The following is a 24,954-nucleotide window of genomic DNA, read 5'->3' as shown; positions in this document are numbered from 1 at the left end:
CGTTTTTGCGAGGTCATGGAATGCCTACGCCTCGTAAAAACGTTTCGTTATGACCTTAAATGAACCACCCGGGTCGGTGGGACTAGAAAATAGCAACATTCAGGAAGGGAGGATCTTCAAAGATGCCTACTATTAACCAGTTAGTCCGTAAAGGACGTAAATCGAAAGTCGTGAAATCTGACTCTCCAGCACTTAACAAAGGTTACAACAGTTTCATCAAGTCACAAACAAACGTGAGCTCACCACAAAAACGTGGTGTTTGTACACGTGTTGGTACAATGACTCCGAAGAAACCGAACTCGGCGCTTCGTAAGTATGCTCGTGTTCGTTTGACTAACCAAATCGAAGTGACTGCGTACATCCCAGGTATTGGCCACAACCTTCAAGAGCACAGCGTTGTTCTTATCCGTGGAGGACGTGTAAAAGACTTACCAGGGGTACGTTACCACATCGTTCGTGGTGCGCTTGACACTGCAGGTGTTGATGGACGTATGCAAGGCCGTTCTAAATACGGTACGAAACGTCCGAAAGCTGCGAAGAAGTAATTCTCGCAAACTAAACTACAATTGAAATTTTGAAAGGAGGGTACTCGGATGCGTAAAAACCGTGCAGAACGTCGTGACGTTATCGCAGATCCGATCTACAACTCGAAATTGGTAACTCGCCTCATTAACCGTGTCATGTTAGACGGTAAAAAAGGTACAGCTCAAACTATCATTTACAACGCATTTGGCATCATCGCTGAACGCTCAGGCAAAGAGCCTATGGAAGTGTTCGAAGAAGCAATGAACAACATCATGCCTGTACTTGAAGTTAAAGCACGCCGTGTAGGTGGAGCTAACTACCAAGTTCCTGTAGAAGTTCGTCCAGAGCGCCGTACAACACTTGGTCTTCGTTACCTCGTGAACTACGCTCGTCTCCGCAACGAAAAAACGATGGAGCAACGTATCGCGAACGAAATCATGGATGCAGCCAACAACACTGGTGCATCTGTTAAGAAACGCGAAGACATGCATAAGATGGCAGAAGCTAACAAAGCGTTTGCTCACTATCGTTGGTAATTTAATCGTAAAGTCCACTCCGCCAAGCATGGCTTAACGGAGTGGCTTTCGGGTATAATCATATCGTGTGCGCGCACACGAAAATCAAACATGCGGAAGGAGAATACCCAGTATGGCAAGAGAATTCTCCCTAAAGAATACTCGTAACATCGGGATCATGGCTCACATCGATGCCGGTAAAACGACAACAACTGAACGTATTCTTTATTACACAGGTCGTATCCATAAAATTGGTGAAACGCACGAAGGTGCTTCACAAATGGACTGGATGGAGCAGGAGCAAGAGCGTGGAATCACGATCACTTCGGCTGCGACAACTGCACAGTGGAATGGCCACCGTGTAAACATCATCGATACACCTGGACACGTAGACTTCACTGTAGAAGTTGAACGTTCACTCCGTGTACTTGATGGTGCGGTTGCTGTACTTGACGCTCAGTCAGGTGTAGAACCACAAACAGAAACTGTATGGCGTCAAGCGACGACATATGGTGTACCACGTGTCGTATTCGTCAACAAGATGGATAAAATCGGCGCAGACTTCTTGTACTCTGTGAAGACGCTCCACGATCGTCTTCAAGCGAACGCTTACGCGATCCAACTCCCAATCGGAGCAGAGGACGATTTCAAAGGGATCATCGATCTCGTTGAAATGAAGACTTACATGTACAACAACGACCTCGGTACTGACATCGAAGTAATAGACGGCTTCCCAGCTGACATGGCTGACCAAGCTGAAGAACTTCGCGGTCAATTGATCGAAGGTGTTGCTGACTTCAACGAAGAGTTGATGATGAAGTACCTTGAAGGTGAAGAGATTTCAATCGATGAATTGAAAGCTGCAATCCGTCAAGCGACACTTAGCGTTGAATTCTACCCTGTACTCGTTGGTTCTGCCTTCAAAAACAAAGGTGTTCAGCTCATGCTTAACGCCGTTGTTGATTACCTCCCATCACCAGTTGATGTAGAGTCAATCAAAGGGATCAACCTCGATACAGAAGAAGAAATCACGCGTGAGCCTTCTGATGAAGCTCCATTCTCAGCACTTGCGTTCAAAGTTATGACTGACCCTTACGTCGGTAAATTGACGTTCTTCCGCGTGTACTCTGGTACAGCTGAAGCAGGATCATACGTGAAGAACTCGACTAAAGGGAAGCGTGAACGTCTCGGTCGTATCCTTCAAATGCACGCAAACAGCCGTGAAGAGATTCCAATGGTATTCGCTGGTGACATCGCCGCTGCTGTTGGTTTCAAAGACACGACTACTGGTGACACGCTTTGCTCTGAGAAAGATAACATCGTTCTCGAGTCAATGACGTTCCCAGAACCAGTTATCTCGGTTGCAATCGAGCCTAAATCGAAAGCAGACCAAGATAAGATGGGTCAAGCTCTTGCGAAACTCGCAGAAGAAGATCCAACATTCCGCACTGAAACAAACCCTGAGACTGGTCAAACGATCATCTCTGGTATGGGTGAGCTTCACCTTGACATCCTCGTTGACCGTATGCGTCGCGAATTCAAAGTAGAAGCTAACGTTGGTGCACCACAAGTTGCTTACCGTGAAACAATCCGTGGCGCTGCGAAGATTGATTCGAAATTCGTTCGTCAGTCTGGTGGACGCGGTCAGTACGGTCACGTTGTCGTAGAATTCGAGCCGAACGAAGAAGGCGCTGGATTCGAGTTCGAGAACAAGATCGTCGGTGGTGTTGTACCACGTGAATACGTCCCTGCTGTTCAAAACGGGATTGAAGAAGCTCTCGAAAACGGTATCCTCGCTGGTTACCCAGTAGTAGACGTTAAAGCTCGTCTCGTATTCGGTTCGTACCACGATGTCGACTCGAACGAGATGGCGTTTAAAGTTGCTGCTTCGATGGCGGTTAAACAACTTAAGGACCAAGCGAAAGCTGTTATCCTTGAGCCAATGATGCGTGTTGAAGTTGTTATCCCAGAAGAATACATGGGTGACATCATGGGTGACGTTACGTCACGCCGTGGACGCGTAGAAGGTATGGAAGCTCGCGGTAACGCACAAGTCGTTAAAGCGATGATTCCACTTTCAGAAATGTTCGGTTACGCAACATCACTTCGTTCACGTACACAAGGACGCGGAACGTACTCGATGCACTTCGATCACTACGAAGAAGTACCGAAATCAATCGCTGAAGAAATCGTCAAAAAAGCGAACGGCTAATAACGGTTGTATCGCTAGATTGATTGTTGTAAGCTAAGGAGGACGTATGTTAAAAGTAGCCTACGTCTTCCTAGTTAAATAAAACTAATCGTTTAATAGAGGAGGAATCTAGAATGGGTAAAGAAAAATTCGACCGTTCTAAGCCGCACGTTAACGTTGGTACAATTGGCCACGTTGACCACGGTAAAACAACTTTGACTGCAGCAATCTCTGCTGTACTTTCACGTGCACAAGGTAAAACAGCTACTAAGTTCGACCAAATCGATGGTGCTCCAGAAGAGCGCGAGCGCGGTATCACAATCGCAACAGCTCACATCGAGTACGAAACTGACAAGCGTCACTACGCACACGTTGACTGCCCAGGACACGCTGACTATGTTAAAAACATGATCACTGGTGCTGCTCAAATGGACGGCGCGATCCTCGTTGTATCTGCAACAGATGGCCCAATGCCACAAACACGTGAGCACATCCTTCTTTCACGTCAAGTAGGTGTTCCTTACATCGTAGTATTCATGAACAAAGTTGACATGGTAGACGACGAAGAGCTTCTCGAACTCGTTGAAATGGAAATCCGTGAACTTCTTTCTGAATACGACTTCCCAGGCGACGACCTCCCTGTAATCAAAGGTTCTGCACTTGGCGCACTTAACGGTGAAGCTCAGTGGGAAGAAAAAGTTATGGAACTCATGAACGCTGTTGATGAGTACATCCCAGAACCAGTTCGTGACACTGAAAAAGACTTCATGATGCCTGTTGAGGACGTATTCTCAATCACTGGTCGTGGTACTGTAGCGACTGGTCGTGTTGAGCGTGGTGTTCTCCGCGTCAACGACGAGATCGAAATCGTTGGTCTTACAGAAGAAACGAAGAAAACTGTATGTACTGGTGTAGAGATGTTCCGTAAGCTTCTTGACTATGCTGAAGCTGGCGACAACATCGGTGCACTTCTCCGTGGTGTATCACGTGACGACATCGAGCGTGGACAAGTACTTGCTAAGCCAGGTTCAATCACACCACACTCTAAATTCAAAGCATCAATCTACGTTCTTTCTAAAGAAGAGGGTGGCCGTCACACGCCATTCTTCGCGAACTACCGTCCGCAGTTCTACTTCCGTACAACTGACGTAACAGGTATCGTTCACCTTCCAGAAGGTACTGAAATGGTAATGCCAGGAGACAACATCGAGTTGACGATCGAATTGATTTCTACAATCGCGATCGAAGACGGTACACGTTTCTCTATCCGTGAGGGTGGCCGTACTGTAGGTGCTGGTTCAGTAACAGAAATCATCGAGTAATCGATTGATTCAACTGAACAACATTAAGCAGTCCGCAATATGCGGGCTGCTTTTTTGTGTTTCCATCACAACATGGTAAGATGAGGCATACGAGAAAGGAGTGGCGTCATGCTGAAGCAACTAGAGACTATTTGTCGCTTGAATGGGATTGAGTATCGCATTGGCGGTTCTGAGCTGTTAAAGCATCATGGCATCGTCGAGGTAACGAATGACATCGATGTTTTTGTTGAACCGGACCAGTTTGAAAAAATCGATCGCGTACTTAGTCGTGCTGGGGAGAAGAAACCATCAGATCCTCACGACGCATACGTAACGACCTACTTTGGAGAGTATATATTCGAGGGAACAGATGTGGACGTCATGTCTAGTTTCCGAATGAAGTGTACCGACGGAATCTATACGCATCCTTTCATTGAACCAGATGGACAATGGATGCACCTAGAAGAGTGGGTCGTCCTTTACACGGTCATCGGACGAGAGGATAAATTAGCGTCATTGCTCCGCTATTTCACGACGCACAGTGTTAATGAAGGAATTGTTCAAGACTGTTTAAAACGAGCGCCACAATCGGTCATAGAAGGGGTGACAGAGCGTTTTGGAGAGGTGATGAAACGCTAGGTCGAGTTGACATGGGAGTTCGTTTGAAAAATAGTTCAATAAAAGAATGAATTTTTGCTTGCAAAAGCTCGCGAATCTTGTTACATTAGGGAACGTTGAGCAACTCATCAGACAACCAGCAACTTCAAAAATCTAATCTTGCATTCCATGACCAGATTAGATATAATGATTAAGTGTTTGTGCGAGTGGTGAGAGACTTTACAGCAGAAAACGGGTCCAATCGTTGATTTGCAATGATCGGATGCCTCTGCTGACACAAGCACGCTGCGTTGAAGCGGGAGGTTATGACACGCCAGGCAGCATTGCCATGGCCGGTGTGGAAATTTCCGCGGAGAATTGTCTATTTTTAAAGTAGGCGACAAAGGAGGGAAACAAACATGGCAAATGAAAAAATTCGTATTCGTTTAAAAGCATATGACCATCGCGTTCTCGATCAATCAGCTGAGAAGATCGTTGACACTGCGAAGCGTTCAGGTGCAAAGGTATCGGGTCCAATCCCGCTCCCAACTGAAAAATCGGTTTACACGATCCTTCGTGCGGTTCACAAGTACAAAGATGCTCGTGAGCAGTTCGAAATGCGTACACACAAACGCTTGATCGACATCGTAAACCCAACACCGAAAACAGTCGATTCGCTTATGCGTCTCGAGTTACCATCAGGTGTAGACATCGAAATCAAACTTTAATTCTTCATATAGTAGATACTAGCCAGAAGAGACAATTAATTATTAACAGGAGGTGTATCTCATGGCTAAAGGAATCTTAGGAACAAAACTTGGTATGACTCAAATCTTCAACGAAGCAGGCGAAGTTGTACCAGTAACAGTAGTTGCTGTAGAAGGTAACGTCGTTCTTCAACTTAAAACAGTTGACACAGACGGTTACGAAGCAGTTCAACTTGGTTTCGGAGACATCAAAGAATCACGTCAAAACAAACCATCAAAAGGTCACGCTGCGAAAGCAAACGCGACACCTAAGCGCTTCATCAAAGAAGTTCGTACTTCAGTAGAAGGATACGAAATCGGTCAAGAGATTAAGGCGGACATTTTCGCTGCAGGTGAATTAGTAGACGTAACAGGTACATCGAAAGGTAAAGGATTCCAAGGTGCGATCAAGCGTCACGGACAATCACGTGGACCAATGGCTCACGGTTCGCGCTACCACCGTCGTCCTGGTTCGATGGGTCCTGTCGCTCCTAACCGCGTATTTAAAGGGAAACTTCTTCCTGGTCAAATGGGTGGAGAGCGTAAAACAATTCAAAACCTTGAAGTCGTTAAAGTTGATGTGGAACGTGGCCTTCTCCTCGTGAAAGGTGCTATCCCAGGCGCTCGTAAATCGAACGTCATCATCAAATCAGCGGTCAAAGGTAACTAATTAACTGCACGGAAAGGAGGAATTACGAATGCCTAAAGTAGCTTTGCTTAACCAAACAGGTTCACAAGTTGGCGAAATCGAATTGGCAGAAGCCATCTTCGGAATCGAGCCAAACGAATCAGTACTTTACGACGCAATCGTCATGCAACAAGCATCACGCCGTCAAGGTACTCACGATACGAAAGGTCGCTCGGAAGTACGCGGTGGCGGCCGTAAACCATGGAAACAAAAGGGAACTGGTCGTGCGCGCCAAGGTTCTATCCGCTCACCACAATGGGTTGGTGGTGGTACAGTCTTCGGTCCAACACCACGTTCATACTCTTACAAACTTCCTAAGAAGGTTCGTCGTTTAGCACTTCTCTCGGCTCTTTCGTCGAAAGTACAAAACAACGAAATCATCGTCCTCGAAGGCCTTGCTTTCGATGCACCAAAAACAAAAGATATGGCTGCTGTACTCAACAGCTTATCAGTAGAACGTAAGGCTCTTGTAGTCACAGCGGACTACAATGAGACTATCGCTCTCGCAGCTCGTAACATCCCAGGAGTGACTGTGATCGACGCAGCAGGCGTAAACGTTCTTGACCTCGTTGCTAACGACAAAGTCATCTTCACTAAAGATGCGGTTGCGAAGGTAGAGGAGGTGCTTGCATAATGGCTCAAGCATACGATATCATCAAACGTCCGATCATCACTGAGCGTTCAGTTAGCCTCATGGAAGCTAACAAATACGTTTTCGAAATCGACGTAAAAGCGACTAAATCGCAAGTGAAACACGCTATCGAAACAATCTTCAACGTGAAAGTTGCTTCGGTAAACACAATGAACTACAAACCGAAAGCGAAACGTGTCGGTCGTCACTCTGGTTACACAGCTCGTCGTAAAAAAGCGATCGTAACCCTTGCTGAAGGCAACACAATCGACTTCCTCGGTTAATTAACTACCTTAGAAGAAAAGGAGGGAATCCTCGATGGCAATCAAAAAGTTTAAGCCGACCACTAACGGTCGTCGTAACATGACATCTCTCGACTTTGCAGAGATCACAACGAATCGCCCTGAAAAATCGTTAACTGAAAAGCTTTCGAAAAAAGGCGGACGTAACAACCAAGGTCGCTTGACTGTTCGTCACCAAGGTGGCGGTCACAAGCGTAAATACCGTATCATCGATTTCAAACGTAACAAAGATGGCGTTGCAGGACGCGTAGCAACGATCGAATACGATCCAAACCGTTCAGCAAACATCGCACTCATCAACTATGTAGATGGTGAGAAACGTTACATCCTCGCTCCTAAGGGCATCAAAGTAGGCATGGAAATCATGTCTGGTCCTGAAGCGGATATCAAAGTGGGGAACGCTCTTCCACTCGTAAACATCCCTGTCGGTACAACAATCCACAACATCGAGCTTAAGCCTGGTAAAGGCGGTCAGCTAGTTCGTGCGGCTGGTGCATCGGCACAAATCCAAGGACGTGACGGCAAGTACGTCATCGTTCGTCTTCAATCAGGTGAATCACGCTTGTTCCTCGGCACTTGCCGCGCGACAATCGGTTCAGTTGGTAACGAAGAACACGAACTCGTAAACATCGGTAAAGCAGGACGTTCACGTTGGTTAGGCAAACGCCCAACAGTACGTGGTTCTGTAATGAACCCGGTTGATCACCCACACGGTGGTGGTGAAGGTCGTGCGCCAATCGGTCGTTCGGGCCCACTTACTCCTTGGGGTAAACCAGCTCTTGGTCTTAAGACTCGTAAGAAAAACAAATCGAGCGACATGTACATCCTTCGTCGCCGTAAGAAATAATTACTACATGATTCTCGGGCGGTTCGAAAGGGCCGTTCCCGAATCATTCCAAAGGGAGGTTCTAACATGGGTCGCAGCTTGAAAAAAGGTCCATTCGCAGATCACCACTTACTCGCTAAAGTTGACAAACTCAACGAATCTGGTGAGAAGCAAGTCATCAAAACTTGGTCACGTCGCTCGACGATCTTCCCAGAATTCATGGGTCACACGTTCGGTGTGCACGATGGTCGTAAACACGTACCAGTATTCGTGACAGAAGACATGGTTGGTCACAAACTTGGTGAATTCGCTCCAACACGCACGTACAAAGGTCACGGATCAGACAAGAAAACGAAACGGTAATTTGAGGGGAGGTCAAATCCATGCAAGCTAAAGCATCAGCTAATATGGTCCGTCTTGCTCCTCGCAAAGCACGTCTCGTTGTAGACTTAATTCGCGGGAAACAAGTCGGCGAAGCGCTCTCTGTCCTTGCTCACACGAACAAGGCAGCATCGCCAGTCGTTGAAAAAGTATTAAAATCAGCGATTGCTAACGCAGAGCACAACTACGATATGAACATTGAGAACCTCGTTGTAACAGAAGCTTACGTAAACGAAGGTCCAACACTCAAACGCTTCCGCCCACGTGCGATGGGTCGCGCAAGCCGTATTAACAAACGCACAAGCCACATCCACATCGTGGTAACTGAGAAATAAGGAGGGATATGTAGTGGGTCAAAAGGTAAATCCGCACGGTCTTCGCGTTGGTGTTATCAAAGACTGGGATTCGCGTTGGTACGCTGAGAAAGACTACGCTGATCTCCTTCATGAAGACTTCGTTATTCGTGAATACATCGAAAACAAAATGAAGGATGCTAGTGTTTCTAAAGTTGAAATCGAACGCGCTGCAAACCGCGTGAACATTTCGCTTCACACTGCGAAGCCAGGTATGGTAATCGGTAAAGGTGGTTCTGAAATCGAATCACTCCGTAAACACATTACAAAAATCGCTGACGGAAAACGCGTTCACATCAACGTTGTTGAAGTGAAAAACGCTGACGCTGTTGCGAAGCTTGTAGCAGAAAACATTGCTCGTCAATTGGAAGGTCGCGTATCATTCCGTCGTGCAATGAAACAATCTATTCAACGTTCGATGCGTACTGGCATCAAAGGGATCAAAACAGAAGTTTCTGGTCGTCTTGGTGGCGCTGATATCGCTCGTTCAGAGAAGTACTCGGAAGGAACAGTTCCACTTCACACACTCCGTGCCGACATCGACTACGGAACAGCTGAAGCTGACACAACTTACGGTAAAATCGGCGTAAAAGTTTGGTTATACCACGGTGAAGTTCTTCCAACAAAAAACAACACAGCGAAAAACGCTGAATAATAAACACTCTTTCAGGAAGGAGGCAACACACTATGTTGTTACCTAAACGCGTGAAATATCGTCGTGTACACCGTGGTAAAATGCGCGGGAACGCTAAACGCGGCACAACTGTACACTTCGGTGAGTTCGGTCTCCAAGCTCTCGAAGCGAGCTGGATTACAAACCGTCAAATCGAATCAGCACGTATTGCAATGACACGTTATATGAAACGTGGTGGTAAAGTGTGGATCAAGATCTTCCCACACAAGCCGTACACTAAAAAGCCTCTCGAAGTCCGAATGGGTTCGGGTAAAGGTGCTCCAGAAGGCTGGGTAGCTGTAGTTAAGCCTGGCAAAGTAATGTTCGAAATCGCAGGTGTATCTGAGGAAGTGGCACGTGAGGCACTTCGTCTTGCATCGCACAAACTTCCAGTAAAATGTAAGTTCGTGAAACGTGAAGAAAATGGTGGTGATACGAATGAAAGCAACTGATCTCCGTCAATCAACAACTGAAGAGCTCAACGGTAAAGTGGGCGAGTGGAAAGAAGAACTCTTTAACCTTCGCTTCCAACTTGCTACAGGTCAGCTTGAGAATCCTGCTCGTATCCGTGAAGTACGCAAGTCGATTGCGCGTGCTAAAACGATTCTTCGTGAACGCGAACTCGGCATCAACAACGGCTAATTACATCGGATTCTTGAGAGGAGGTAACACTCATGGAACGCAACAACCGTAAAGTGTTCACTGGTCGCGTCGTGTCTGACAAAATGGACAAAACGATCGTCGTCGCAGTAGAAACAAAGGTTCGTCATAAACTTTATGGCAAACGTGTAAACTACACGAAGAAATATAAAGCACACGATGAGAACAACGTCGCTAAAGTGGGCGATATCGTTCGCATCGCGGAAACACGTCCTCTTTCTAAAGACAAACGTTTCCGTCTTGTAACAGTAGTAGAAGAATCAGTAATCATCTAATAACAGTTCGGATTTATTAAACATCCGGAGGGAGGTACACTCGCATGATTCAACAAGAATCTCGCTTGAAAGTAGCAGACAACTCTGGCGCGCGTGAACTGTTGACAATTAAAGTCCTCGGTGGTTCTGGTCGTAAGACTGCAAACATCGGTGACATCATCGTCGCAACGGTAAAACAAGCAACACCAGGTGGCGTTGTTAAAAAAGGTGACGTTGTCAGAGCAGTTGTCGTTCGTACAAAACGCGGCGCTCGTCGTAAAGATGGTTCGTACATCCGTTTCGATGAGAACGCAGCAGTCATTATCAAAGATGACAAGAGCCCACGCGGCACACGGATCTTCGGGCCAGTTGCACGTGAACTTCGTGAAAAAGAATTCATGAAGATCGTTTCGTTGGCACCGGAAGTACTTTAATTTCCAATTTCAATCCTATAAGGAGGTGCGCAAACGATGCATGTTAAAAAAGGCGATACAGTCCAGGTAATGTCTGGTAAAGATAAAGGCAAGCAAGGGGTTATCCTCAAAGCTATGCCAAGCAAAAACCGCGTAGTGGTTGAAGGCGTAAACGTGATGAAAAAACACGCGAAACCTTCACAAGCGAATCCACAAGGCGGGATCCTTGAGATCGAAGCACCAATTCACGTCTCGAACGTAATGCCACTCGACCCTAAAACTGGCAAACCAACTCGTGTTGGTTTCAAAGTAGTCGATGGTAAAAAAGTTCGTGTCGCGAAATCGGGCGAATCACTCGATAAATAAGAAGAACGTGACGAAAGGAGGTCCATTCGACTATGAACCGTTTGCAAGAGAAGTATAAAAGCGACATCGTGAAAGCGATGATGGATAAATTCAACTATGACTCGGTCATGCAAGTACCGAAAGTCGAAAAGATTGTCATCAACATGGGTGTAGGTGACGCTGTTTCGAACTCGAAAGCACTTGATATGGCAGTTGAAGAATTAACAATTCTTTCAGGTCAAAAACCACTCGTAACGAAAGCGAAGAAATCAATCGCTGGTTTCAAACTTCGTGAAGGTATGCCAATCGGTGCGAAGGTTACACTTCGTGGCGAGCGCATGTACGATTTCCTCGACAAATTGGTAACTGTTTCACTTCCACGTGTACGTGACTTCCGCGGTGTATCGAAGAAAGCATTCGACGGACGCGGTAACTACACGCTTGGCGTGAAAGAGCAACTTATTTTCCCTGAGATCGATTACGATAAAGTATCTAAAGTACGCGGTATGGACATCGTTGTTGTTACAACAGCAAACACAGACGAAGAAGCACGTGAATTGCTCACACTTCTCGGTATGCCATTCCAAAAATAATCTAGAGGGAGGTCGACAACATGGCTAAAAAGTCAATGGTGAATCGCGAACTTAAACGCGAGAAACTCGTTGCCCAGTACGCTGAAAAGCGTGCGAAGTTGAAAGCTGAAGGCGATTATATCGGACTCAGCAAATTGCCACGTAACTCGTCACCTGTACGCTTGCACAACCGTTGCAGCATCACAGGTCGTCCGCATGGTTACATGGGTAAATTCGGGATCAGCCGTATCAAGTTCCGTGATCTTGCATACAAAGGTCAAATCCCTGGTGTTAAAAAAGCAAGCTGGTAATCCACTAACAGTGTGAAAGGAGGTACATCGCATGGTAATGACAGACCCTATTGCAGATATGCTTACACGTATCCGTAACGCTAACATGGTTCGCCATGAAAAAATGGAGCTTCCAGCTTCGAACATTAAACGTGAGATCGCTGAAATCCTTAAGCGTGAAGGTTTCATTCGCGATGTTGAATATATCGAGGACGCTAAACAAGGTACACTTCGTCTTTTCCTTAAATATGGAGCAAGCAACGAACGTGTAATCACTGGTCTCAAACGTATTTCGAAACCAGGTCTTCGCGTATACGCAAAAGCTGATGAAGTACCTAAAGTACTCGGAGGACTCGGAATCGCAGTTCTTTCGACATCTAAAGGTCTTATGACTGATAAAGAAGCTCGCCAACAACAAGTCGGCGGCGAAGTGCTCGCCTACATCTGGTAAGTCACTTTTCTAACAAGAACGGAGGTGTAATCAATGTCACGTATTGGTAAAAAACCAGTTACGATTCCTGCTGGCGTTACTGTAACAGTTGCTAATGACAACACGGTCACAGTAAAAGGTGCTAAAGGTGAACTTTCGCTTTCAGCTAACCCGGCATTGGAAATCAAAGTTGAAGAGAACGAATTGACGGTTGTTCGTCCAGACGAATCGAAAGAAAGCCGTACAATTCACGGTACGACACGTGCCCTTATTGCCAACATGGTACAAGGTGTGTCGAACGGATTCCAAAAAACACTTGAGATCTCGGGGGTTGGTTACCGTGCTACGAAGCAAGGTAACAAACTCGTCCTCAACCTCGGCTACTCGCACCCAATCGAGTACGTTGCTGAGGAAGGTATCGAAATCGAAGTTCCTTCAAACACGCAAATCATCGTAAAAGGGATTAACAAAGAGCGCGTCGGTCACGTTGCTGCTCAAATCCGCTCGTACCGTGCTCCAGAACCTTACAAAGGTAAAGGTGTTCGTTACTCTGATGAACGTATTCGCCGTAAAGAAGGTAAGACTGGTAAGTAATTCGTCACGAAATGAACGGAAAGGAGTGGCATAAATGATCACAAAGGCAGATAAAAATGCAGTTCGTAAAAAACGTCATGCTCGCGTACGTCGTACGATCACGGGGACAGCAGCTCGTCCACGTTTGAACGTATTCCGTTCGAGCAAGCACATTTACGTTCAACTTATCGATGACGCGGCACAAACAACGCTTGTGTCTGCATCTTCGAAAGATAAAGCTCTCGATCTTACAAATGGCGGTAACGTTGAAGCAGCGAAAGCTGTTGGTAAACTTGCTGCAGAACGTGCACTCGAGAAAGGTATCGACACAGTTGTGTTCGACCGTGGTGGATACCTCTATCATGGCCGCGTCAAAGCTGTTGCAGAAGCAGCTCGTGAAGCAGGTCTTAAATTCTAATAAAAAGGAGGGGACACTCGATGCGCCAGTTAGACGTTAACATGGAACAACTTGAAGAACGCGTTGTTACCGTAAACCGCGTCGCGAAAGTCGTAAAAGGTGGCCGCCGCTTCCGTTTTGCTGCTCTCGTAGTCGTAGGTGACAAAAATGGTCACGTCGGTTTCGGTACAGGTAAGGCACAAGAGGTGCCAGAAGCGATTCGCAAGGCTATTGAAGCCGCTAAGAAAAACATGGTACAAGTACCTATGGTTGGTACAACAATTCCACACGAAATCACAGGAGTATTCGGAGCAGGTCGTGTATTCATGAAACCAGCTTCTGAAGGTACTGGGGTTATCGCTGGTGGTCCAGTTCGTGCGGTGCTCGAACTTGCAGGTGTAGGTGACATCCTTTCGAAATCGTTAGGTTCAAACACACCGATCAACATCGTCCGTGCGACGGTACAGGGCTTGACTGAGCTCAAAAAAGCAGAGGAAGTTGCTAAACTACGTGGTAAAAGCGTAGAAGAACTTCTTAACTAAGGGAGGGAACTAGACATGGCGAAACTCGCAATCACCCTCACACGCAGCACAATTGGTCGTCCGGAAGGTCAGCGTGTTACTGTACGTACACTCGGTCTTCGCAAAATGCATCAAACGGTCGTTGTCCCAGACAACGTCGCGATGCGCGGTATGATCAATAAAGTGTCGCACCTTGTGACTGTAAAAGAAATCAACGAATAATAAAGATTTTAATAAATAAGGAGGTGCCACTATGAAACTCCATGAATTGAAGCCAACTCCAGGTTCACGTCACGAACGTAACCGTGTCGGTCGCGGTATGGCGACTGGTAACGGTAAAACTTCTGGTCGTGGACACAAAGGTCAAAAAGCTCGTTCGGGCGGTGGCGTTCGTCCAGGATTTGAAGGTGGACAAAACCCACTTTACCGTCGTCTTCCAAAACGCGGTTTCAACAACCCAACTCGTAAAGAGTATGCGGTTGTTTCCCTAGACACGCTTAACCGTTTCGAAGCAGGTACTGAAGTTACTCCAGAACTCTTAATCGAGACTGGTGTTGTCAGCTCTGCTAAAGACGGAATCAAGGTCCTTGCTAACGGCAAGCTTGAAACTAAATTGACTGTAAAAGCCAACAAGTTCTCGGGTGCAGCGAAAGAAGCAATCGAAGCAGCTGGCGGTACAGTTGAGGTGATCTGATGTTTCAGACGATCTCCAATATGTGGCGCGTGAAAGATATTCGACAGCGTATTCTCTTCACACTCGCAATCATCATCATTTTCCGCATCGGGGCTCATATCCCGGTGCCGATGGTGAATACGGATGTGTTGCGTTTTGACTCAGGAGGTCTTCTTGACTTCTTGAACTTGTTTGGAGGAAATGCTTTACAGAACTTCTCCTTGTTCGCAATGGGGATCATGCCGTACATTACGGCATCGATCGTTGTGCAACTTTTACAAATGGACGTCGTTCCAAAGTTTGCCGAATGGGCTAAACAAGGAGAGGCGGGCCGTAAAAAGTTAGCGACGGTCACGCGCTATGGGACGATCATCTTAGGCTTTGTCCAAGCGACTTCACTGTCGTTTGGATTTAACCGCCTCTACCCAGGTCTCGTCAATGAGACGTGGGGAACGGCAACTTACTTTGTGATCGCGATTGTACTCACTGCGGGTACAGCGTTCTTGATGTTCCTTGGTGAAATGACAACGGAGAAAGGTGTTGGGAATGGTATTTCCATCATTATCTTCGCCGGTATCGTCGCCGGGTTCCCAAGAATCTTCACGCAGATTTATGAAACAAAACTCCAAAACGCTGGAGATGCATTGTTCATTAATATCGTTTACTTGGTTGTATTGGCACTTGTTATTTTGGCTGTGACGGTTGGGATCATTTATGTTCAACAAGCGGCACGCAAAATTCCAATCCAATATGCAAAACGCACGGCGAACCGTACCCCAGTGGGCGGTCAGTCAACGCACTTGCCAATCAAACTAAACGCAGCAGGTGTTATTCCGGTTATCTTCGCGATTTCCTTTATGGTAACACCACCAACTGTTGCAAGCTTCATTGCTTCGCCGGAGACAACGCAAAAATTACAGACGTACTTTGACACGACGGCGCCAATCGGAATGTCGATTTACGTTGCGTTAATCATTGCGTTTGCCTACTTCTATACATTTATTCAGGTCAACCCTGAGCAAATGGCAGAAAATCTGCAGAAGCAAGGTGGTTATATTCCTGGGATTCGTCCTGGGGCGCAAACAGAACAGTACATCACGAAGTTGCTGTATCGATTGACTTTCTTCGGAGCGATCTTCTTATCGCTCGTGGCGATCATGCCGACAATCTTCATTAAGCTTGCCGGTCTTCCAACTTCCGTTCAAATCGGAGGAACGAGCTTGTTGATCGTCATCGGGGTAGCCCTCGAAACGATGAAACAAATCGAAAGTCAACTTGTAAAACGACACTATAAAGGCTTTATCCGTTAAAGCGGAAGGAAGGGTTGACCCTTCCTTCCTGTCGTGTTTACAAGCCCTTCGTGAAAATCAAAACTGGAGGCTAACCGAGATGAATCTAGTACTCATGGGCTTACCGGGTGCTGGGAAAGGGACTCAAGCGGCTAAAATCGTAGAAGAGTACCAAATCCCTCACATTTCGACAGGCGACATGTTTCGTGCGGCAATCAAAGGCGGAACGCCACTCGGTAAAGAAGCCAAGTCATTCATGGATAAAGGTGAACTCGTACCGGACGAGGTAACAATCGGAATCGTACGTGAACGTCTTAGCCAAGATGACACAGAAAAAGGTTTCTTACTCGATGGATTCCCGCGTACTGTTGCTCAAGCAGAGGCACTCGAAAGTTTGCTTAAAGATTTGGGGAAACAGATTGACCACGTCGTCAACATCGATGTGGATGCGGAAATTCTCGTTCCACGCTTGACAGGTCGTTGGATCTGCCCAACGTGTGGTGCGACATATCATGTGATCTTCAACCCACCAAAAGTGGAAGGCATCTGTGATGTGGATGGGTCGGCACTCATGCAACGTGAAGACGATAAAGAGGAAACGGTTCGCCGTCGCCTTGACGTCAACATCGAGCAATCGAAACCACTCATTGACTTTTACGCTGAAAAAGGGTATCTTCGTACATTGGATGGAGATCGTCCAATCGATGTCGTATATGCCGATGTCAAAGCATTACTCGGTGATACTGAATGATCATCACGAAGACGCCTCGTGAAATTGCGATTATGCGTGAGGCTGGGCAAATTGTTGCTCGAACGCACCAGGTGCTCAAACAGCACATTAAACCAGGAATCACGACGCTTGAGCTCGACCGGATTGCGGAAGATTACATTCGCAGCCAAGGTGCGACGCCATCGTTCAAAGGCTATAACGGTTTTACCGGTAGTGTTTGCGCTTCGGTGAACGAAGAGCTTGTTCATGGCATTCCAGGAAAACGGGTATTGAAAGATGGAGATATTATCTCAATCGACATCGGTGCCTACTATAATGGATACCATGGAGATTCCGCTTGGACTTATCCAGTGGGAACAATCACAGAAGAGACACAGCGGCTACTTGACGTAACCGAAGAAAGTCTGTATAAAGGATTGGAGCACGCCAAGGCTGGAGGGCGATTGACAGATATTTCGCATGCGATTCAAGCATATGTTGAATCACATGACTTTTCTGTCGTCCGCGAATACGTCGGTCATGGTGTTGGACAAAATTTGCACGAAGAACCGCAAATTCCACACTATGGTCCACCGGGGAAAGGGCCGCGCCTGAAGACTGGGATGACGTTAGCCATTGAACCAATGGTTAATGCTGGTCAACGCTATGTTCGAACACTGGCTGATAACTGGACAGTTGTCACCGTGGACGGTAGCATGTGCGCCCACTTTGAGCACACCATCGCCATCACAGACGATGGATACGAGATTTTAACGAAACTCGATTCCGGTGAATGAGGCTCTATTGTTTCATACTGATCCGTTCTGGATCCTTCTCTCACAGTAGATGGCAATAGATCGTCTGTGCTCCTAAAGATTTTCATATAGAAAGGGGAATAAATGATGGCGAAACAAGATGTCATTGAAGTGGAAGGCACTGTTGTCGAACCACTTCCGAACGCAATGTTTAAAGTGGAGTTAGAAAACGGCCACACGGTGCTCGCGCACGTCTCAGGGAAAATTCGGATGCACTACATTCGGATCCTTCCAGGTGACCGCGTAACTGTTGAGTTGTCTCCATACGACTTGACTCGCGGGCGGATTACGTACCGTTATAAGTAACTCCGATTTTTCCAGGAGGAGGGTATACTCATGAAAGTAAGACCGTCGGTAAAACCGATTTGCGAAAAATGTAAAGTTATTCGCCGTAAGGGTAAAGTAATGGTAATTTGCGAAAACCCGAAACACAAACAAAAACAAGGTTAATTTCAGAGGAGGTGCACACATGGCACGTATTGCTGGTGTAGATATTCCACGCGAAAAACGTATCGTTATTTCGCTCACATACATCTATGGTATTGGTAAAACAAAAGCACAAGAAATTTTGAAGGCTGCTAACGTATCTGAAGAGACACGCACACGCGACCTTACTGAAGATGAACTCAACCGTATCCGTGAAGCAATTGACGGAATCAAAGTTGAAGGTGACCTTCGTCGTGAAGTTTCACTTAACATCAAACGTTTGATCGAGATCGGCGCATACCGCGGTATCCGTCATCGCCGTAGTCTCCCTGTTCGCGGTCAAAACACGAAGAACAACTCGCGTACTCGTAAAGGCCCACGCCGTACAGTAGCGAACAAGAAGAAGTAAAGGAGGGAATTGAACAATGGCGAAACGTAAGCAAAACGTACGTTCTAAACGTAAAGTTAAAAAACATGTTGAAGTCGGTGTGGTACACATCCGTTCTACATTCAACAACACAATCATCACAATCACTGATACGCAAGGTAACGCGATCTCATGGGCTACTTCTGGTAACCTTGGATTTAAAGGATCACGTAAATCGACTCCGTTCGCAGCGCAAATGGCTGCTGAAACTGCAGCGAAAGTTGCAATGGACAACGGTATGCGTACAGTAGAAGTTAACGTTAAAGGTCCTGGTGCTGGACGTGAAGCGGCTATCCGTGCGCTCCAAGCTACTGGTCTCGAAGTTACTGCAATCCGTGACGTAACTCCAGTTCCGCACAACGGTTGCCGCCCTCCAAAACGTCGCCGCGTATAATCGCTTGAGCGTGTGAGGGGTTTACCTAGCACGACAGCTTATACTTTAGCAGCTCAAACTGCACGGCAGGATATACTCAAGGAGGGGTTCAGATGATCGAGATTGAAAAACCAAAGATCGAAACGGTCGAAATCAGCGAGGACGCTACGTTTGGTAAATTCGTAGTAGAACCGCTTGAACGTGGATATGGCACTACTCTCGGTAACTCACTACGTCGAATTCTATTGTCATCGCTCCCAGGTGCAGCGGTAACAGCGGTTCAAATCGATGGCGTGCTTCACGAGTTCTCTACGATTGACGGTGTTGTCGAAGACGTCACTCAAATCGTACTCAACCTCAAGAAGTTGGCACTCAAAGTGTACTCGGAAGAAGAGAAAACGCTTGAGATTAACGTTTCAAGTGCCGGTGCTGTCACTGCGGCAGACATTACCCATGATAGCGACGTTGAAATCTTGAATCCTGAGCTCCACATCGCGACTCTCGCTGACAATGCGACGCTTCGCATGCGTTTGACTGCTCGCCGTGGTCGTGGTTACGTCCAGGCAGAAGATAACAAACGTGATGATATGCCGATTGGGGTCATTCCAATCGATTCGATCTATACACCGATTCAACGCGTGAACTACGAAGTAGATAAAACACGTGTCGGTCAAGACGCTAGCTTCGATAAGCTTTTGTTAGACGTGTGGACAGATGGTTCAATTCGTCCGGAAGAAGCTGTATCATTAGGGGCTAAAATTTTGACTGAACACTTGAACATCTTCGTTGGTTTAACAGATGAGGCTCTCAACGCAGAAATTATGGTCGAGAAAGAAGAAGACCAAAAAGAAAAAGTACTCGAAATGACGATTGAAGAACTCGATCTCTCAGTTCGTTCGTACAACTGCTTGAAGCGCGCTGGCATCAACACTGTTCAAGAACTCGCAAACAAATCAGAGGAAGAGATGATGAAAGTTCGTAACCTCGGACGTAAATCACTCGAAGAAGTTCAACACAAGTTGGACGAACTCGGTTTGGGCTTGCGTAAAGAAGACTAAGTTCAACCGAAGGAGGGAAATGTAATGGCTTATTCGAAACTTGGCCGTACAAGCTCGCAACGCAAGGCGCTTTTGCGTGATCTTGCAACTGACCTAATCATCAACGAGCGCATTCAAACAACTGAACAAAAAGCGAAAGAACTTCGCCCAGTCGTTGAAAAATTGATCACTCTTGGGAAACGTGGCGATCTTCATGCCCGTCGTCAAGTAGCTTCATTCGTTCGCAAGGAGAACGCTGGAGAAAAAGACGCAATCCAAAAATTGTTCGAAGACGTGGCACCACGCTACGCTGAACGTCAAGGTGGATACACGCGCATCATGAAAGTCGGCCCACGCCGCGGTGATGGTGCAGAAGTTGTAATCATCGAACTCGTCTAATTCATTAGGCAGTCAACAGGGCATGCGGTGACGTATTGCCCTGTTTCCACATCAGAAAGGAGTCGACCCATGGAATCACAAATTATGGTACGGGATGTCGTATTTCATTACCCTGGACAGTCTGAGCCGGCGCTTAACGGCCTATCGCTCGATGTATATAAAGGGGAATGGCTTGCGATTGTCGGCCATAATGGTTCTGGCAAGTCGACACTGACGAAGTTGTGGAACGGACTTCTCATTCCTGAACAGGGGGAAGTTCGCGTCGAGACACTCGATCCGTCGAACGCCGCAGACGTGTGGGACGTTCGAACGCGAATCGGGGTCGTCTTTCAAAATCCCGACAATCAATTTGTCGGGGCGACCGTGCGCGATGATGTGGCATTTTCTCTCGAAAACATGGGACTTCCACGTCAAGAAATGGTTCGTCGAATTGATGACAGTCTAGCGCGCGTTGGATTATCGGAACTAGCGGACCGTGAACCGCATCAGTTATCCGGTGGACAAAAGCAGCGCGTTGCGATAGCTGCGGCTCTCGCAATGCGCCCGCGTGTCCTCGTGCTCGATGAAGCGACCTCCATGCTCGACCCGATTGGGCGACAAGAGGTATTACAAACGGTACGACAGCTCGTCTCGGAAGGGATGACCGTTGTCGCCATTACACACGAGCTCGACGAAGTGTTGTTTGCTGACCGTATCATTGCATTGTCGAAAGGCAAGATTGCGATGACCGGCACACCTGAAGACGTGTTTCAACATCCAGATACGCTTCGTGACATTCAACTAGATGTCCCGTTTATCGTTCGGATGCAACTCGAACTGAAGGCACGTGGCATTCCACTCGATCGTCTGATGCTACAACATTCGGAGTTGGTGAACCATCTATGCCGATACGCATTGAAGAAGTAACATATCAATACCAAATGAATACTCCGTTTGAACGAACCGCGCTGCGCGATGTGAATGTAACCATTCCATCGGGAGCGCTTGTTGCGTTTCTTGGGCATACTGGCTCAGGGAAATCGACACTCGTTCAACATATGAACGGCTTATTGCGCCCGACTGACGGACGTGTGGTGATCGATGATATCATTGTCACCCCGATTCGGACGCGCCGTGACAAGAAACAGAATCTTTTGCCGCTTCGGCGTCGCGTTGGGCTCGTCTTTCAATATCCAGAGCACCAATTGTTTGAAGAGACGGTCGAACGCGACGTCATGTTCGGTCCGCGCAACTTTGGCGCGACAGATGCCGAAGCGAAAGAGCGAGCCCACGAGGCCCTTCGTCTCGTCGGCTTGGATGAAACGTTATGGGACCGTTCGCCGTTTGATCTTTCAGGAGGGCAAATGCGCCGTGTCGCGATTGCAGGTGTTTTAGCGAGCCGGCCTGATGTTCTCATTGTCGATGAACCGACAGCGGGTCTCGACCCAATTGGGAGACGAGACATGCTCGCCTTATTCAAACGTTTGCGAGAAGAGTTGAACCTTACGTTGATCCTTGTCTCGCATGACATGGATGATGTACTCGCCTATGCGGAGCGCGTCATCGTGATGGAGCGTGGCCAGGTGGCGTTTGATGGGGACCCGTTTGAATTGTTCCAAGACGAGGTACTGGTGCGACGTCTCCAGCTCGACATCCCGCACGTCTTACGATTCGCTCGTGACATGGCACCGGTTCTTGGAGAAACGTCCGTCCCGCTCGTACGAACCGAGGGCGAGCTGGCGGATTGGGTGGCGGAACGGCTGAAAGGGGGAGCGACATGATTATCGGTCAATATATACCCGGACATTCATGGCTTCATTCCCTTGATGCGCGTGCCAAGACGCTCTTCATTTTAGGATTCATCCCAGTTGTTTTTTTAGCTGACAACTTATGGACGAATTTATTTTTACTCGCGTTCACGTTGTTTGCGGTCAAACTGTCACAGTTATCGTGGCGCTATTTATGGAATGGTCTTCGCATGATCTTATTTTTGATCGTCTTCACGTTGATCTTACAACTGTTATTCAATCGAGACGGCACACTTCTATTCGAATTAGGACCGATTGCGATTTATTCGGAAGGAATTCGAATGGGGCTGATTGTCTCGCTTCGCTTCTTTTATCTCGTCATGTTGACGACACTCGTGACGTTGACGACGACACCGATGGAATTGACCGATTCGATTGAAGCGGGGCTACGGCCATTCGAACGGATTCGTGTGCCGGCCCACGAAATTGCGTTGATGCTTTCCATTTCACTCCGTTTCCTACCGACGCTTGCGGATGAGACGGACCGGATTATGAAAGCTCAGCAGGCGCGTGGGGTCGATTTGATGAGTGGACCTTGGAAATCCCGTCTAAAAGGGGTTATCCCTCTTTTGATTCCATTGTTCATTTCTGCGTTTAAGCGTGCTGAGGACCTCGCTACGGCTATGGAAGCCCGTGGTTACCGAGGAGGAGAAGGGCGGACGAGGTTGCGTGAAATGGAATGGCAAATGCGTGACACAGCCGTATTACTCATCTTTATCGCGTTGACGCTCATTTTGTTTGGATTGAGAGGGATTGGATGAGACGAATTAAACTGATTGTCGCCTATGATGGGACACATTATGCGGGATATCAAGTGCAGCCGAATGGCAATACCATTCAAGCGGAGATTGAATCTGTCTTGGCACGTATGCATCGGTATCCGGTAAAAATCGTCGCCTCAGGTCGTACAGACGCTCGCGTCCATGCTTTAGGACAGGTGATTCACTTTGACACGTCATTAGAGATGCCCGCTGAGCGCTTCGTCAAAGCGTTAAACGCCATGCTACCAGACGATATCCTCGTTAAACAGGCGGAAGAAATAGACGATACGTTCCACGCACGTTACGGTGCGAAGCGAAAAGAGTATCGCTATCATATCCGTCAGACCGAGGATCCGTTTCGTCGGCACTATGCTGCGACCGTGACGTATAAGCTGAGCCTTGAGGCGATGCGTCAAGCGATGGAGCGGTTGATTGGGACCCACGACTTTACGTCGTTCTCTGTGACAAAGGCAGAAGTCGAAGATCGGGTCCGTACCATCTATGAAGCAGAAGTGCTCGAGATGGGAGACGAGATCATATTCCGTTTCGTTGGATCAGGTTTTCTATACAACCAAGTCCGCATCATGGTAGGGACGGTCATCGAGGTAGGGAGAGGCAAGTATCAGCCCTCAGATCTCACACAAATGCTAGAGGCGAAGGACCGCCGCGTAGCGGGGATTACCGCCCCCCCACACGGTTTGTATTTGTGGAATGTGAATTATGAAAAAGTAGATTGACATTCCCCTTATAAAATCGTATTATATTCATTGGCATTTCATTTTCAAATTTAGAGATGAACCACAATCTTAGCCCCGTAAACTAGGATTATGATAAAGCATCAAAAAATTAAGTGAACAGACATTTCTAGGAGGTATTCCACATGCGCACAACATTCATGGCTAAAGCATCTGAAGTAGAACGCAAATGGCTCCTTATCGACGCAGAAGGCAAAACACTTGGTCGTTTGACTAGTGAAGTAGCTTCACTTCTTCGCGGTAAGCACAAGCCGACTTTCACACCACACGTTGATTGCGGAGACCACGTCATCATCATCAACGCTGAGAAAATCAAATTGACTGGTAACAAATTGAATGACAAGATCTACTACCGTCATTCAGGTCATCCAGGCGGTTTGAAATCACAAACTGCAAAAGAGCTTCTCGCAAAACGTCCAGAGCGTATGCTTGAACTCGCGATCAAAGGGATGCTTCCAAAAGGATCACTCGGTCGTCAACAATTCAACAAACTCCACGTTTACGCTGGAGCTGAACACAAGCACGAAGCACAAAAACCAGAAGTTTACGAACTTCGCGGTTAATCGAGACACAGGGAGGAACTAAACGATGGCAGATGTACGTTACTACGGAACAGGCCGCCGCAAACACTCGGTGGCTCGCGTTCACCTCGTTGCAGGTGACGGTAAAGTTGTTGTAAATGGCCGCGATATCTCAGAATACTTCGGTCATGAGACTTTGATCATGATGGCTAAATCACCACTCGTATTGACTGAAACAGAAGGTAAATACGATGTAATCGTTAACGTTAACGGTGGTGGATACACTGGACAAGCTGGAGCAATTCGCCACGGCGTATCACGTGCGCTTCTTCAAGCGGACCCAGAATTCCGTCCAAGCCTCAAAGAAAAAGGCTTCTTAACTCGTGACGCTCGTATGAAAGAACGTAAAAAATACGGTCTTAAAGCAGCACGTCGCGCACCACAATTCTCGAAGCGTTAATCTTCGCGATGTGGTTCGAACTCTCCATCCTTTCGGGTGGAGAGTTTTTTGTTTGAAATAGTCGATTCCGAACCCGTCAAGAAAACGCTTTTTTTGATATACTGATATCGAAACAGTTAGAAGGGGGAAGCAATATGCTTACAGTAGAGCAAGTACGCGAGGAATTGGCGGGGCTTGTTGATCCGACGATCAACCGAACGCTTGGAGATACAGCAGGGGTAAAAGACATTCGAATCAAAGAAGACTATGTCAGTGTAAAAGTGGCACTCGGACAAACAGGGAGCGGGGAACAGCTTCAGTTACAACAAGAAATCGTCACATTGCTCAAGGGGAAAGGC

General features: G+C 47.2%; 42 protein-coding genes (1 of these 42 running past the window's edge). All 42 read left to right on the top strand.

Features of this window, described 5'->3' with window-relative positions; all coding sequences use genetic code 11:
- The first annotated feature begins 122 nt into the window (after positions 1–122).
- Entirely contained in the window at positions 123–545 is a 423-nt protein-coding gene (gene rpsL / locus GVY43_RS10790; protein WP_012727683.1) for a 30S ribosomal protein S12, read from the top strand.
- Between the two features lie 48 nt (positions 546–593).
- On the top strand, positions 594–1,061 hold the full coding sequence (gene rpsG / locus GVY43_RS10785) for a 30S ribosomal protein S7 (RefSeq protein ID WP_012727682.1): 468 nt from the start codon (positions 594–596) through the stop codon (positions 1,059–1,061).
- 112 nt (positions 1,062–1,173) lie between these two features.
- The gene (gene fusA, locus GVY43_RS10780; RefSeq protein ID WP_159563152.1) at positions 1,174–3,252 is read left to right on the top strand and encodes an elongation factor G; all 2,079 of its coding nucleotides are present in this window, start codon (positions 1,174–1,176) and stop codon (positions 3,250–3,252) included.
- A gap of 113 nt (positions 3,253–3,365) precedes the next feature.
- Complete coding sequence (tuf, locus tag GVY43_RS10775; protein ID WP_078147868.1) at positions 3,366–4,553, top strand: elongation factor Tu; 1,188 nt, start codon at positions 3,366–3,368, stop codon at positions 4,551–4,553.
- A 108-nt stretch (positions 4,554–4,661) separates the two neighbouring features.
- On the top strand, positions 4,662–5,171 hold the full coding sequence (locus GVY43_RS10770; RefSeq protein WP_159563151.1) for a hypothetical protein: 510 nt from the start codon (positions 4,662–4,664) through the stop codon (positions 5,169–5,171).
- 377 nt (positions 5,172–5,548) lie between these two features.
- On the top strand, positions 5,549–5,857 hold the full coding sequence (gene rpsJ / locus GVY43_RS10765; RefSeq protein WP_074032438.1) for a 30S ribosomal protein S10: 309 nt from the start codon (positions 5,549–5,551) through the stop codon (positions 5,855–5,857).
- 61 nt (positions 5,858–5,918) lie between these two features.
- Positions 5,919–6,545 (top strand): 50S ribosomal protein L3, encoded by a 627-nt coding sequence (gene rplC, locus GVY43_RS10760; RefSeq protein WP_012727677.1) that lies wholly within the window; start codon positions 5,919–5,921, stop codon positions 6,543–6,545.
- 28 nt (positions 6,546–6,573) lie between these two features.
- Positions 6,574–7,197 carry a 50S ribosomal protein L4 gene (gene rplD, locus GVY43_RS10755; RefSeq protein WP_012727676.1) on the top strand — a complete coding sequence of 208 codons (624 nt, stop codon included), beginning with the start codon at positions 6,574–6,576 and terminating at the stop codon, positions 7,195–7,197.
- Positions 7,197–7,478, top strand: coding sequence for a 50S ribosomal protein L23 (gene rplW / locus GVY43_RS10750; protein ID WP_012727675.1), 282 nt, complete (start codon positions 7,197–7,199; stop codon positions 7,476–7,478). Before rplD ends, rplW begins: the two co-directional genes overlap by 1 nt.
- A gap of 34 nt (positions 7,479–7,512) precedes the next feature.
- Entirely contained in the window at positions 7,513–8,343 is an 831-nt protein-coding gene (gene rplB, locus GVY43_RS10745) for a 50S ribosomal protein L2 (RefSeq protein WP_012727674.1), read from the top strand.
- A gap of 66 nt (positions 8,344–8,409) precedes the next feature.
- Positions 8,410–8,685, top strand: a complete 276-nt coding sequence (gene rpsS / locus GVY43_RS10740) for a 30S ribosomal protein S19 (protein ID WP_012727673.1) — start codon at positions 8,410–8,412, stop codon at positions 8,683–8,685.
- A gap of 20 nt (positions 8,686–8,705) precedes the next feature.
- A complete protein-coding gene (rplV, locus tag GVY43_RS10735; protein ID WP_012727672.1) occupies positions 8,706–9,038 on the top strand; it encodes a 50S ribosomal protein L22 in 333 nt (110 codons plus the stop codon).
- A 13-nt stretch (positions 9,039–9,051) separates the two neighbouring features.
- Positions 9,052–9,711 carry a 30S ribosomal protein S3 gene (rpsC, locus tag GVY43_RS10730; RefSeq protein WP_012727671.1) on the top strand — a complete coding sequence of 220 codons (660 nt, stop codon included), beginning with the start codon at positions 9,052–9,054 and terminating at the stop codon, positions 9,709–9,711.
- Between the two features lie 32 nt (positions 9,712–9,743).
- A complete protein-coding gene (gene rplP, locus GVY43_RS10725) occupies positions 9,744–10,181 on the top strand; it encodes a 50S ribosomal protein L16 (RefSeq protein WP_012727670.1) in 438 nt (145 codons plus the stop codon).
- The gene (rpmC, locus tag GVY43_RS10720) at positions 10,168–10,371 is read left to right on the top strand and encodes a 50S ribosomal protein L29 (RefSeq protein ID WP_012727669.1); all 204 of its coding nucleotides are present in this window, start codon (positions 10,168–10,170) and stop codon (positions 10,369–10,371) included. The genes rplP and rpmC overlap by 14 nt, the downstream gene beginning before the upstream one ends.
- A 32-nt stretch (positions 10,372–10,403) precedes the next feature.
- Positions 10,404–10,664: a 30S ribosomal protein S17 gene (rpsQ, locus tag GVY43_RS10715; RefSeq protein WP_012727668.1), complete on the top strand. Its 261-nt coding sequence runs from the start codon at positions 10,404–10,406 to the stop codon at positions 10,662–10,664.
- 44 nt (positions 10,665–10,708) lie between these two features.
- Positions 10,709–11,077 (top strand): 50S ribosomal protein L14, encoded by a 369-nt coding sequence (gene rplN / locus GVY43_RS10710; protein WP_012727667.1) that lies wholly within the window; start codon positions 10,709–10,711, stop codon positions 11,075–11,077.
- A 36-nt stretch (positions 11,078–11,113) separates the two neighbouring features.
- Positions 11,114–11,422 (top strand): 50S ribosomal protein L24, encoded by a 309-nt coding sequence (gene rplX / locus GVY43_RS10705; RefSeq protein WP_012727666.1) that lies wholly within the window; start codon positions 11,114–11,116, stop codon positions 11,420–11,422.
- Positions 11,423–11,454: 32 nt separating this feature from the next.
- Positions 11,455–11,994: a 50S ribosomal protein L5 gene (gene rplE / locus GVY43_RS10700; protein ID WP_074035359.1), complete on the top strand. Its 540-nt coding sequence runs from the start codon at positions 11,455–11,457 to the stop codon at positions 11,992–11,994.
- A 20-nt stretch (positions 11,995–12,014) separates the two neighbouring features.
- Positions 12,015–12,284, top strand: a complete 270-nt coding sequence (gene rpsN, locus GVY43_RS10695) for a 30S ribosomal protein S14 (protein ID WP_012727664.1) — start codon at positions 12,015–12,017, stop codon at positions 12,282–12,284.
- A gap of 31 nt (positions 12,285–12,315) precedes the next feature.
- On the top strand, positions 12,316–12,714 hold the full coding sequence (gene rpsH / locus GVY43_RS10690) for a 30S ribosomal protein S8 (RefSeq protein WP_026824842.1): 399 nt from the start codon (positions 12,316–12,318) through the stop codon (positions 12,712–12,714).
- Between the two features lie 33 nt (positions 12,715–12,747).
- Complete coding sequence (rplF, locus tag GVY43_RS10685; protein WP_012727662.1) at positions 12,748–13,287, top strand: 50S ribosomal protein L6; 540 nt, start codon at positions 12,748–12,750, stop codon at positions 13,285–13,287.
- A gap of 34 nt (positions 13,288–13,321) precedes the next feature.
- Complete coding sequence (gene rplR, locus GVY43_RS10680; protein ID WP_012727661.1) at positions 13,322–13,684, top strand: 50S ribosomal protein L18; 363 nt, start codon at positions 13,322–13,324, stop codon at positions 13,682–13,684.
- 20 nt (positions 13,685–13,704) lie between these two features.
- Positions 13,705–14,205 carry a 30S ribosomal protein S5 gene (gene rpsE, locus GVY43_RS10675; protein WP_012727660.1) on the top strand — a complete coding sequence of 167 codons (501 nt, stop codon included), beginning with the start codon at positions 13,705–13,707 and terminating at the stop codon, positions 14,203–14,205.
- Between the two features lie 15 nt (positions 14,206–14,220).
- Positions 14,221–14,406, top strand: coding sequence for a 50S ribosomal protein L30 (rpmD, locus tag GVY43_RS10670; protein ID WP_012727659.1), 186 nt, complete (start codon positions 14,221–14,223; stop codon positions 14,404–14,406).
- A 31-nt stretch (positions 14,407–14,437) separates the two neighbouring features.
- Positions 14,438–14,878, top strand: a complete 441-nt coding sequence (gene rplO, locus GVY43_RS10665) for a 50S ribosomal protein L15 (protein ID WP_012727658.1) — start codon at positions 14,438–14,440, stop codon at positions 14,876–14,878.
- Entirely contained in the window at positions 14,878–16,167 is a 1,290-nt protein-coding gene (gene secY, locus GVY43_RS10660) for a preprotein translocase subunit SecY (protein ID WP_012727657.1), read from the top strand. Before rplO ends, secY begins: the two co-directional genes overlap by 1 nt.
- A 79-nt stretch (positions 16,168–16,246) precedes the next feature.
- Complete coding sequence (locus GVY43_RS10655; protein WP_012727656.1) at positions 16,247–16,897, top strand: adenylate kinase; 651 nt, start codon at positions 16,247–16,249, stop codon at positions 16,895–16,897.
- Positions 16,894–17,652 (top strand): type I methionyl aminopeptidase, encoded by a 759-nt coding sequence (map, locus tag GVY43_RS10650; RefSeq protein ID WP_031421863.1) that lies wholly within the window; start codon positions 16,894–16,896, stop codon positions 17,650–17,652. Before GVY43_RS10655 ends, map begins: the two co-directional genes overlap by 4 nt.
- Before the next feature lie 105 nt (positions 17,653–17,757).
- Entirely contained in the window at positions 17,758–17,976 is a 219-nt protein-coding gene (gene infA, locus GVY43_RS10645) for a translation initiation factor IF-1 (RefSeq protein ID WP_021066622.1), read from the top strand.
- A 30-nt stretch (positions 17,977–18,006) separates the two neighbouring features.
- Positions 18,007–18,120 (top strand): 50S ribosomal protein L36, encoded by a 114-nt coding sequence (gene rpmJ, locus GVY43_RS10640; RefSeq protein ID WP_003156543.1) that lies wholly within the window; start codon positions 18,007–18,009, stop codon positions 18,118–18,120.
- A 19-nt stretch (positions 18,121–18,139) separates the two neighbouring features.
- Positions 18,140–18,505 (top strand): 30S ribosomal protein S13, encoded by a 366-nt coding sequence (gene rpsM / locus GVY43_RS10635; RefSeq protein ID WP_012727653.1) that lies wholly within the window; start codon positions 18,140–18,142, stop codon positions 18,503–18,505.
- 16 nt (positions 18,506–18,521) lie between these two features.
- On the top strand, positions 18,522–18,917 hold the full coding sequence (gene rpsK, locus GVY43_RS10630; protein ID WP_012727652.1) for a 30S ribosomal protein S11: 396 nt from the start codon (positions 18,522–18,524) through the stop codon (positions 18,915–18,917).
- Positions 18,918–19,009: 92 nt separating this feature from the next.
- The gene (locus tag GVY43_RS10625; protein WP_012727651.1) at positions 19,010–19,954 is read left to right on the top strand and encodes a DNA-directed RNA polymerase subunit alpha; all 945 of its coding nucleotides are present in this window, start codon (positions 19,010–19,012) and stop codon (positions 19,952–19,954) included.
- Positions 19,955–19,978: 24 nt separating this feature from the next.
- Positions 19,979–20,332, top strand: coding sequence for a 50S ribosomal protein L17 (gene rplQ / locus GVY43_RS10620; RefSeq protein ID WP_012727650.1), 354 nt, complete (start codon positions 19,979–19,981; stop codon positions 20,330–20,332).
- 69 nt (positions 20,333–20,401) lie between these two features.
- Positions 20,402–21,238 carry an energy-coupling factor transporter ATPase gene (locus tag GVY43_RS10615; protein WP_031421869.1) on the top strand — a complete coding sequence of 279 codons (837 nt, stop codon included), beginning with the start codon at positions 20,402–20,404 and terminating at the stop codon, positions 21,236–21,238.
- Positions 21,214–22,092 carry an energy-coupling factor transporter ATPase gene (locus GVY43_RS10610; RefSeq protein ID WP_159563150.1) on the top strand — a complete coding sequence of 293 codons (879 nt, stop codon included), beginning with the start codon at positions 21,214–21,216 and terminating at the stop codon, positions 22,090–22,092. The genes GVY43_RS10615 and GVY43_RS10610 overlap by 25 nt, the downstream gene beginning before the upstream one ends.
- Positions 22,089–22,880, top strand: a complete 792-nt coding sequence (locus tag GVY43_RS10605) for an energy-coupling factor transporter transmembrane protein EcfT (RefSeq protein WP_074035364.1) — start codon at positions 22,089–22,091, stop codon at positions 22,878–22,880. Before GVY43_RS10610 ends, GVY43_RS10605 begins: the two co-directional genes overlap by 4 nt.
- Entirely contained in the window at positions 22,877–23,617 is a 741-nt protein-coding gene (gene truA / locus GVY43_RS10600; RefSeq protein WP_159563149.1) for a tRNA pseudouridine(38-40) synthase TruA, read from the top strand. Before GVY43_RS10605 ends, truA begins: the two co-directional genes overlap by 4 nt.
- A 143-nt stretch (positions 23,618–23,760) precedes the next feature.
- Complete coding sequence (gene rplM / locus GVY43_RS10595) at positions 23,761–24,198, top strand: 50S ribosomal protein L13 (RefSeq protein ID WP_012727645.1); 438 nt, start codon at positions 23,761–23,763, stop codon at positions 24,196–24,198.
- Positions 24,199–24,223: 25 nt separating this feature from the next.
- Positions 24,224–24,616: a 30S ribosomal protein S9 gene (gene rpsI, locus GVY43_RS10590; protein WP_012727644.1), complete on the top strand. Its 393-nt coding sequence runs from the start codon at positions 24,224–24,226 to the stop codon at positions 24,614–24,616.
- Positions 24,617–24,750: 134 nt separating this feature from the next.
- Positions 24,751–24,954: the 5' end (the start) of a P-loop NTPase gene (locus tag GVY43_RS10585; protein ID WP_026824853.1), read on the top strand. 828 nt of this gene lie beyond the right edge of the window; only the first 204 of its 1,032 coding nucleotides appear in the window; the start codon lies at positions 24,751–24,753; the stop codon falls past the right edge of the window.

It is taken from the genome of Exiguobacterium sp. 8H, from assembly GCF_902506255.1.
Classification (GTDB): domain Bacteria; phylum Bacillota; class Bacilli; order Exiguobacteriales; family Exiguobacteriaceae; genus Exiguobacterium; species Exiguobacterium profundum.
Note: the sequence above shows the minus strand (reverse complement) of the source record. Positions and strands in the feature narration are given on the sequence as shown.

Excerpts from the sequence above, each read along its gene's own strand:
- rplM (WP_012727645.1), top strand. The coding sequence starts at position 23,761 with ATGCGCACAACATTCATGGCTAAAGCATCTGAAGTAGAACGCAAATGG.
- GVY43_RS10605 (WP_074035364.1), top strand. The coding sequence starts at position 22,089 with ATGATTATCGGTCAATATATACCCGGACATTCATGGCTTCATTCCCTT.
- rpmC (WP_012727669.1), top strand. The coding sequence starts at position 10,168 with ATGAAAGCAACTGATCTCCGTCAATCAACAACTGAAGAGCTCAACGGT.
- rplQ (WP_012727650.1), top strand. The coding sequence starts at position 19,979 with ATGGCTTATTCGAAACTTGGCCGTACAAGCTCGCAACGCAAGGCGCTT.
- rplB (WP_012727674.1), top strand. The coding sequence starts at position 7,513 with ATGGCAATCAAAAAGTTTAAGCCGACCACTAACGGTCGTCGTAACATG.
- rplO (WP_012727658.1), top strand. The coding sequence starts at position 14,438 with ATGAAACTCCATGAATTGAAGCCAACTCCAGGTTCACGTCACGAACGT.
- rpmD (WP_012727659.1), top strand. The coding sequence starts at position 14,221 with ATGGCGAAACTCGCAATCACCCTCACACGCAGCACAATTGGTCGTCCG.
- rpsE (WP_012727660.1), top strand. The coding sequence starts at position 13,705 with ATGCGCCAGTTAGACGTTAACATGGAACAACTTGAAGAACGCGTTGTT.
- rpmJ (WP_003156543.1), top strand. The coding sequence starts at position 18,007 with ATGAAAGTAAGACCGTCGGTAAAACCGATTTGCGAAAAATGTAAAGTT.
- rplR (WP_012727661.1), top strand. The coding sequence starts at position 13,322 with ATGATCACAAAGGCAGATAAAAATGCAGTTCGTAAAAAACGTCATGCT.
- infA (WP_021066622.1), top strand. The coding sequence starts at position 17,758 with ATGGCGAAACAAGATGTCATTGAAGTGGAAGGCACTGTTGTCGAACCA.
- GVY43_RS10770 (WP_159563151.1), top strand. The coding sequence starts at position 4,662 with ATGCTGAAGCAACTAGAGACTATTTGTCGCTTGAATGGGATTGAGTAT.
- secY (WP_012727657.1), top strand. The coding sequence starts at position 14,878 with ATGTTTCAGACGATCTCCAATATGTGGCGCGTGAAAGATATTCGACAG.
- rpsM (WP_012727653.1), top strand. The coding sequence starts at position 18,140 with ATGGCACGTATTGCTGGTGTAGATATTCCACGCGAAAAACGTATCGTT.
- rplP (WP_012727670.1), top strand. The coding sequence starts at position 9,744 with ATGTTGTTACCTAAACGCGTGAAATATCGTCGTGTACACCGTGGTAAA.
- rplE (WP_074035359.1), top strand. The coding sequence starts at position 11,455 with ATGAACCGTTTGCAAGAGAAGTATAAAAGCGACATCGTGAAAGCGATG.
- GVY43_RS10610 (WP_159563150.1), top strand. The coding sequence starts at position 21,214 with ATGCCGATACGCATTGAAGAAGTAACATATCAATACCAAATGAATACT.
- rplX (WP_012727666.1), top strand. The coding sequence starts at position 11,114 with ATGCATGTTAAAAAAGGCGATACAGTCCAGGTAATGTCTGGTAAAGAT.
- rplV (WP_012727672.1), top strand. The coding sequence starts at position 8,706 with ATGCAAGCTAAAGCATCAGCTAATATGGTCCGTCTTGCTCCTCGCAAA.
- GVY43_RS10625 (WP_012727651.1), top strand. The coding sequence starts at position 19,010 with ATGATCGAGATTGAAAAACCAAAGATCGAAACGGTCGAAATCAGCGAG.
- fusA (WP_159563152.1), top strand. The coding sequence starts at position 1,174 with ATGGCAAGAGAATTCTCCCTAAAGAATACTCGTAACATCGGGATCATG.
- rplW (WP_012727675.1), top strand. The coding sequence starts at position 7,197 with ATGGCTCAAGCATACGATATCATCAAACGTCCGATCATCACTGAGCGT.
- rpsH (WP_026824842.1), top strand. The coding sequence starts at position 12,316 with ATGGTAATGACAGACCCTATTGCAGATATGCTTACACGTATCCGTAAC.
- rplN (WP_012727667.1), top strand. The coding sequence starts at position 10,709 with ATGATTCAACAAGAATCTCGCTTGAAAGTAGCAGACAACTCTGGCGCG.
- truA (WP_159563149.1), top strand. The coding sequence starts at position 22,877 with ATGAGACGAATTAAACTGATTGTCGCCTATGATGGGACACATTATGCG.
- rpsJ (WP_074032438.1), top strand. The coding sequence starts at position 5,549 with ATGGCAAATGAAAAAATTCGTATTCGTTTAAAAGCATATGACCATCGC.
- rpsG (WP_012727682.1), top strand. The coding sequence starts at position 594 with ATGCGTAAAAACCGTGCAGAACGTCGTGACGTTATCGCAGATCCGATC.
- rplF (WP_012727662.1), top strand. The coding sequence starts at position 12,748 with ATGTCACGTATTGGTAAAAAACCAGTTACGATTCCTGCTGGCGTTACT.
- rplC (WP_012727677.1), top strand. The coding sequence starts at position 5,919 with ATGGCTAAAGGAATCTTAGGAACAAAACTTGGTATGACTCAAATCTTC.
- rpsL (WP_012727683.1), top strand. The coding sequence starts at position 123 with ATGCCTACTATTAACCAGTTAGTCCGTAAAGGACGTAAATCGAAAGTC.
- tuf (WP_078147868.1), top strand. The coding sequence starts at position 3,366 with ATGGGTAAAGAAAAATTCGACCGTTCTAAGCCGCACGTTAACGTTGGT.
- rpsN (WP_012727664.1), top strand. The coding sequence starts at position 12,015 with ATGGCTAAAAAGTCAATGGTGAATCGCGAACTTAAACGCGAGAAACTC.
- rpsI (WP_012727644.1), top strand. The coding sequence starts at position 24,224 with ATGGCAGATGTACGTTACTACGGAACAGGCCGCCGCAAACACTCGGTG.
- GVY43_RS10615 (WP_031421869.1), top strand. The coding sequence starts at position 20,402 with ATGGAATCACAAATTATGGTACGGGATGTCGTATTTCATTACCCTGGA.
- GVY43_RS10655 (WP_012727656.1), top strand. The coding sequence starts at position 16,247 with ATGAATCTAGTACTCATGGGCTTACCGGGTGCTGGGAAAGGGACTCAA.
- rplD (WP_012727676.1), top strand. The coding sequence starts at position 6,574 with ATGCCTAAAGTAGCTTTGCTTAACCAAACAGGTTCACAAGTTGGCGAA.
- rpsS (WP_012727673.1), top strand. The coding sequence starts at position 8,410 with ATGGGTCGCAGCTTGAAAAAAGGTCCATTCGCAGATCACCACTTACTC.
- rpsQ (WP_012727668.1), top strand. The coding sequence starts at position 10,404 with ATGGAACGCAACAACCGTAAAGTGTTCACTGGTCGCGTCGTGTCTGAC.
- rpsK (WP_012727652.1), top strand. The coding sequence starts at position 18,522 with ATGGCGAAACGTAAGCAAAACGTACGTTCTAAACGTAAAGTTAAAAAA.
- map (WP_031421863.1), top strand. The coding sequence starts at position 16,894 with ATGATCATCACGAAGACGCCTCGTGAAATTGCGATTATGCGTGAGGCT.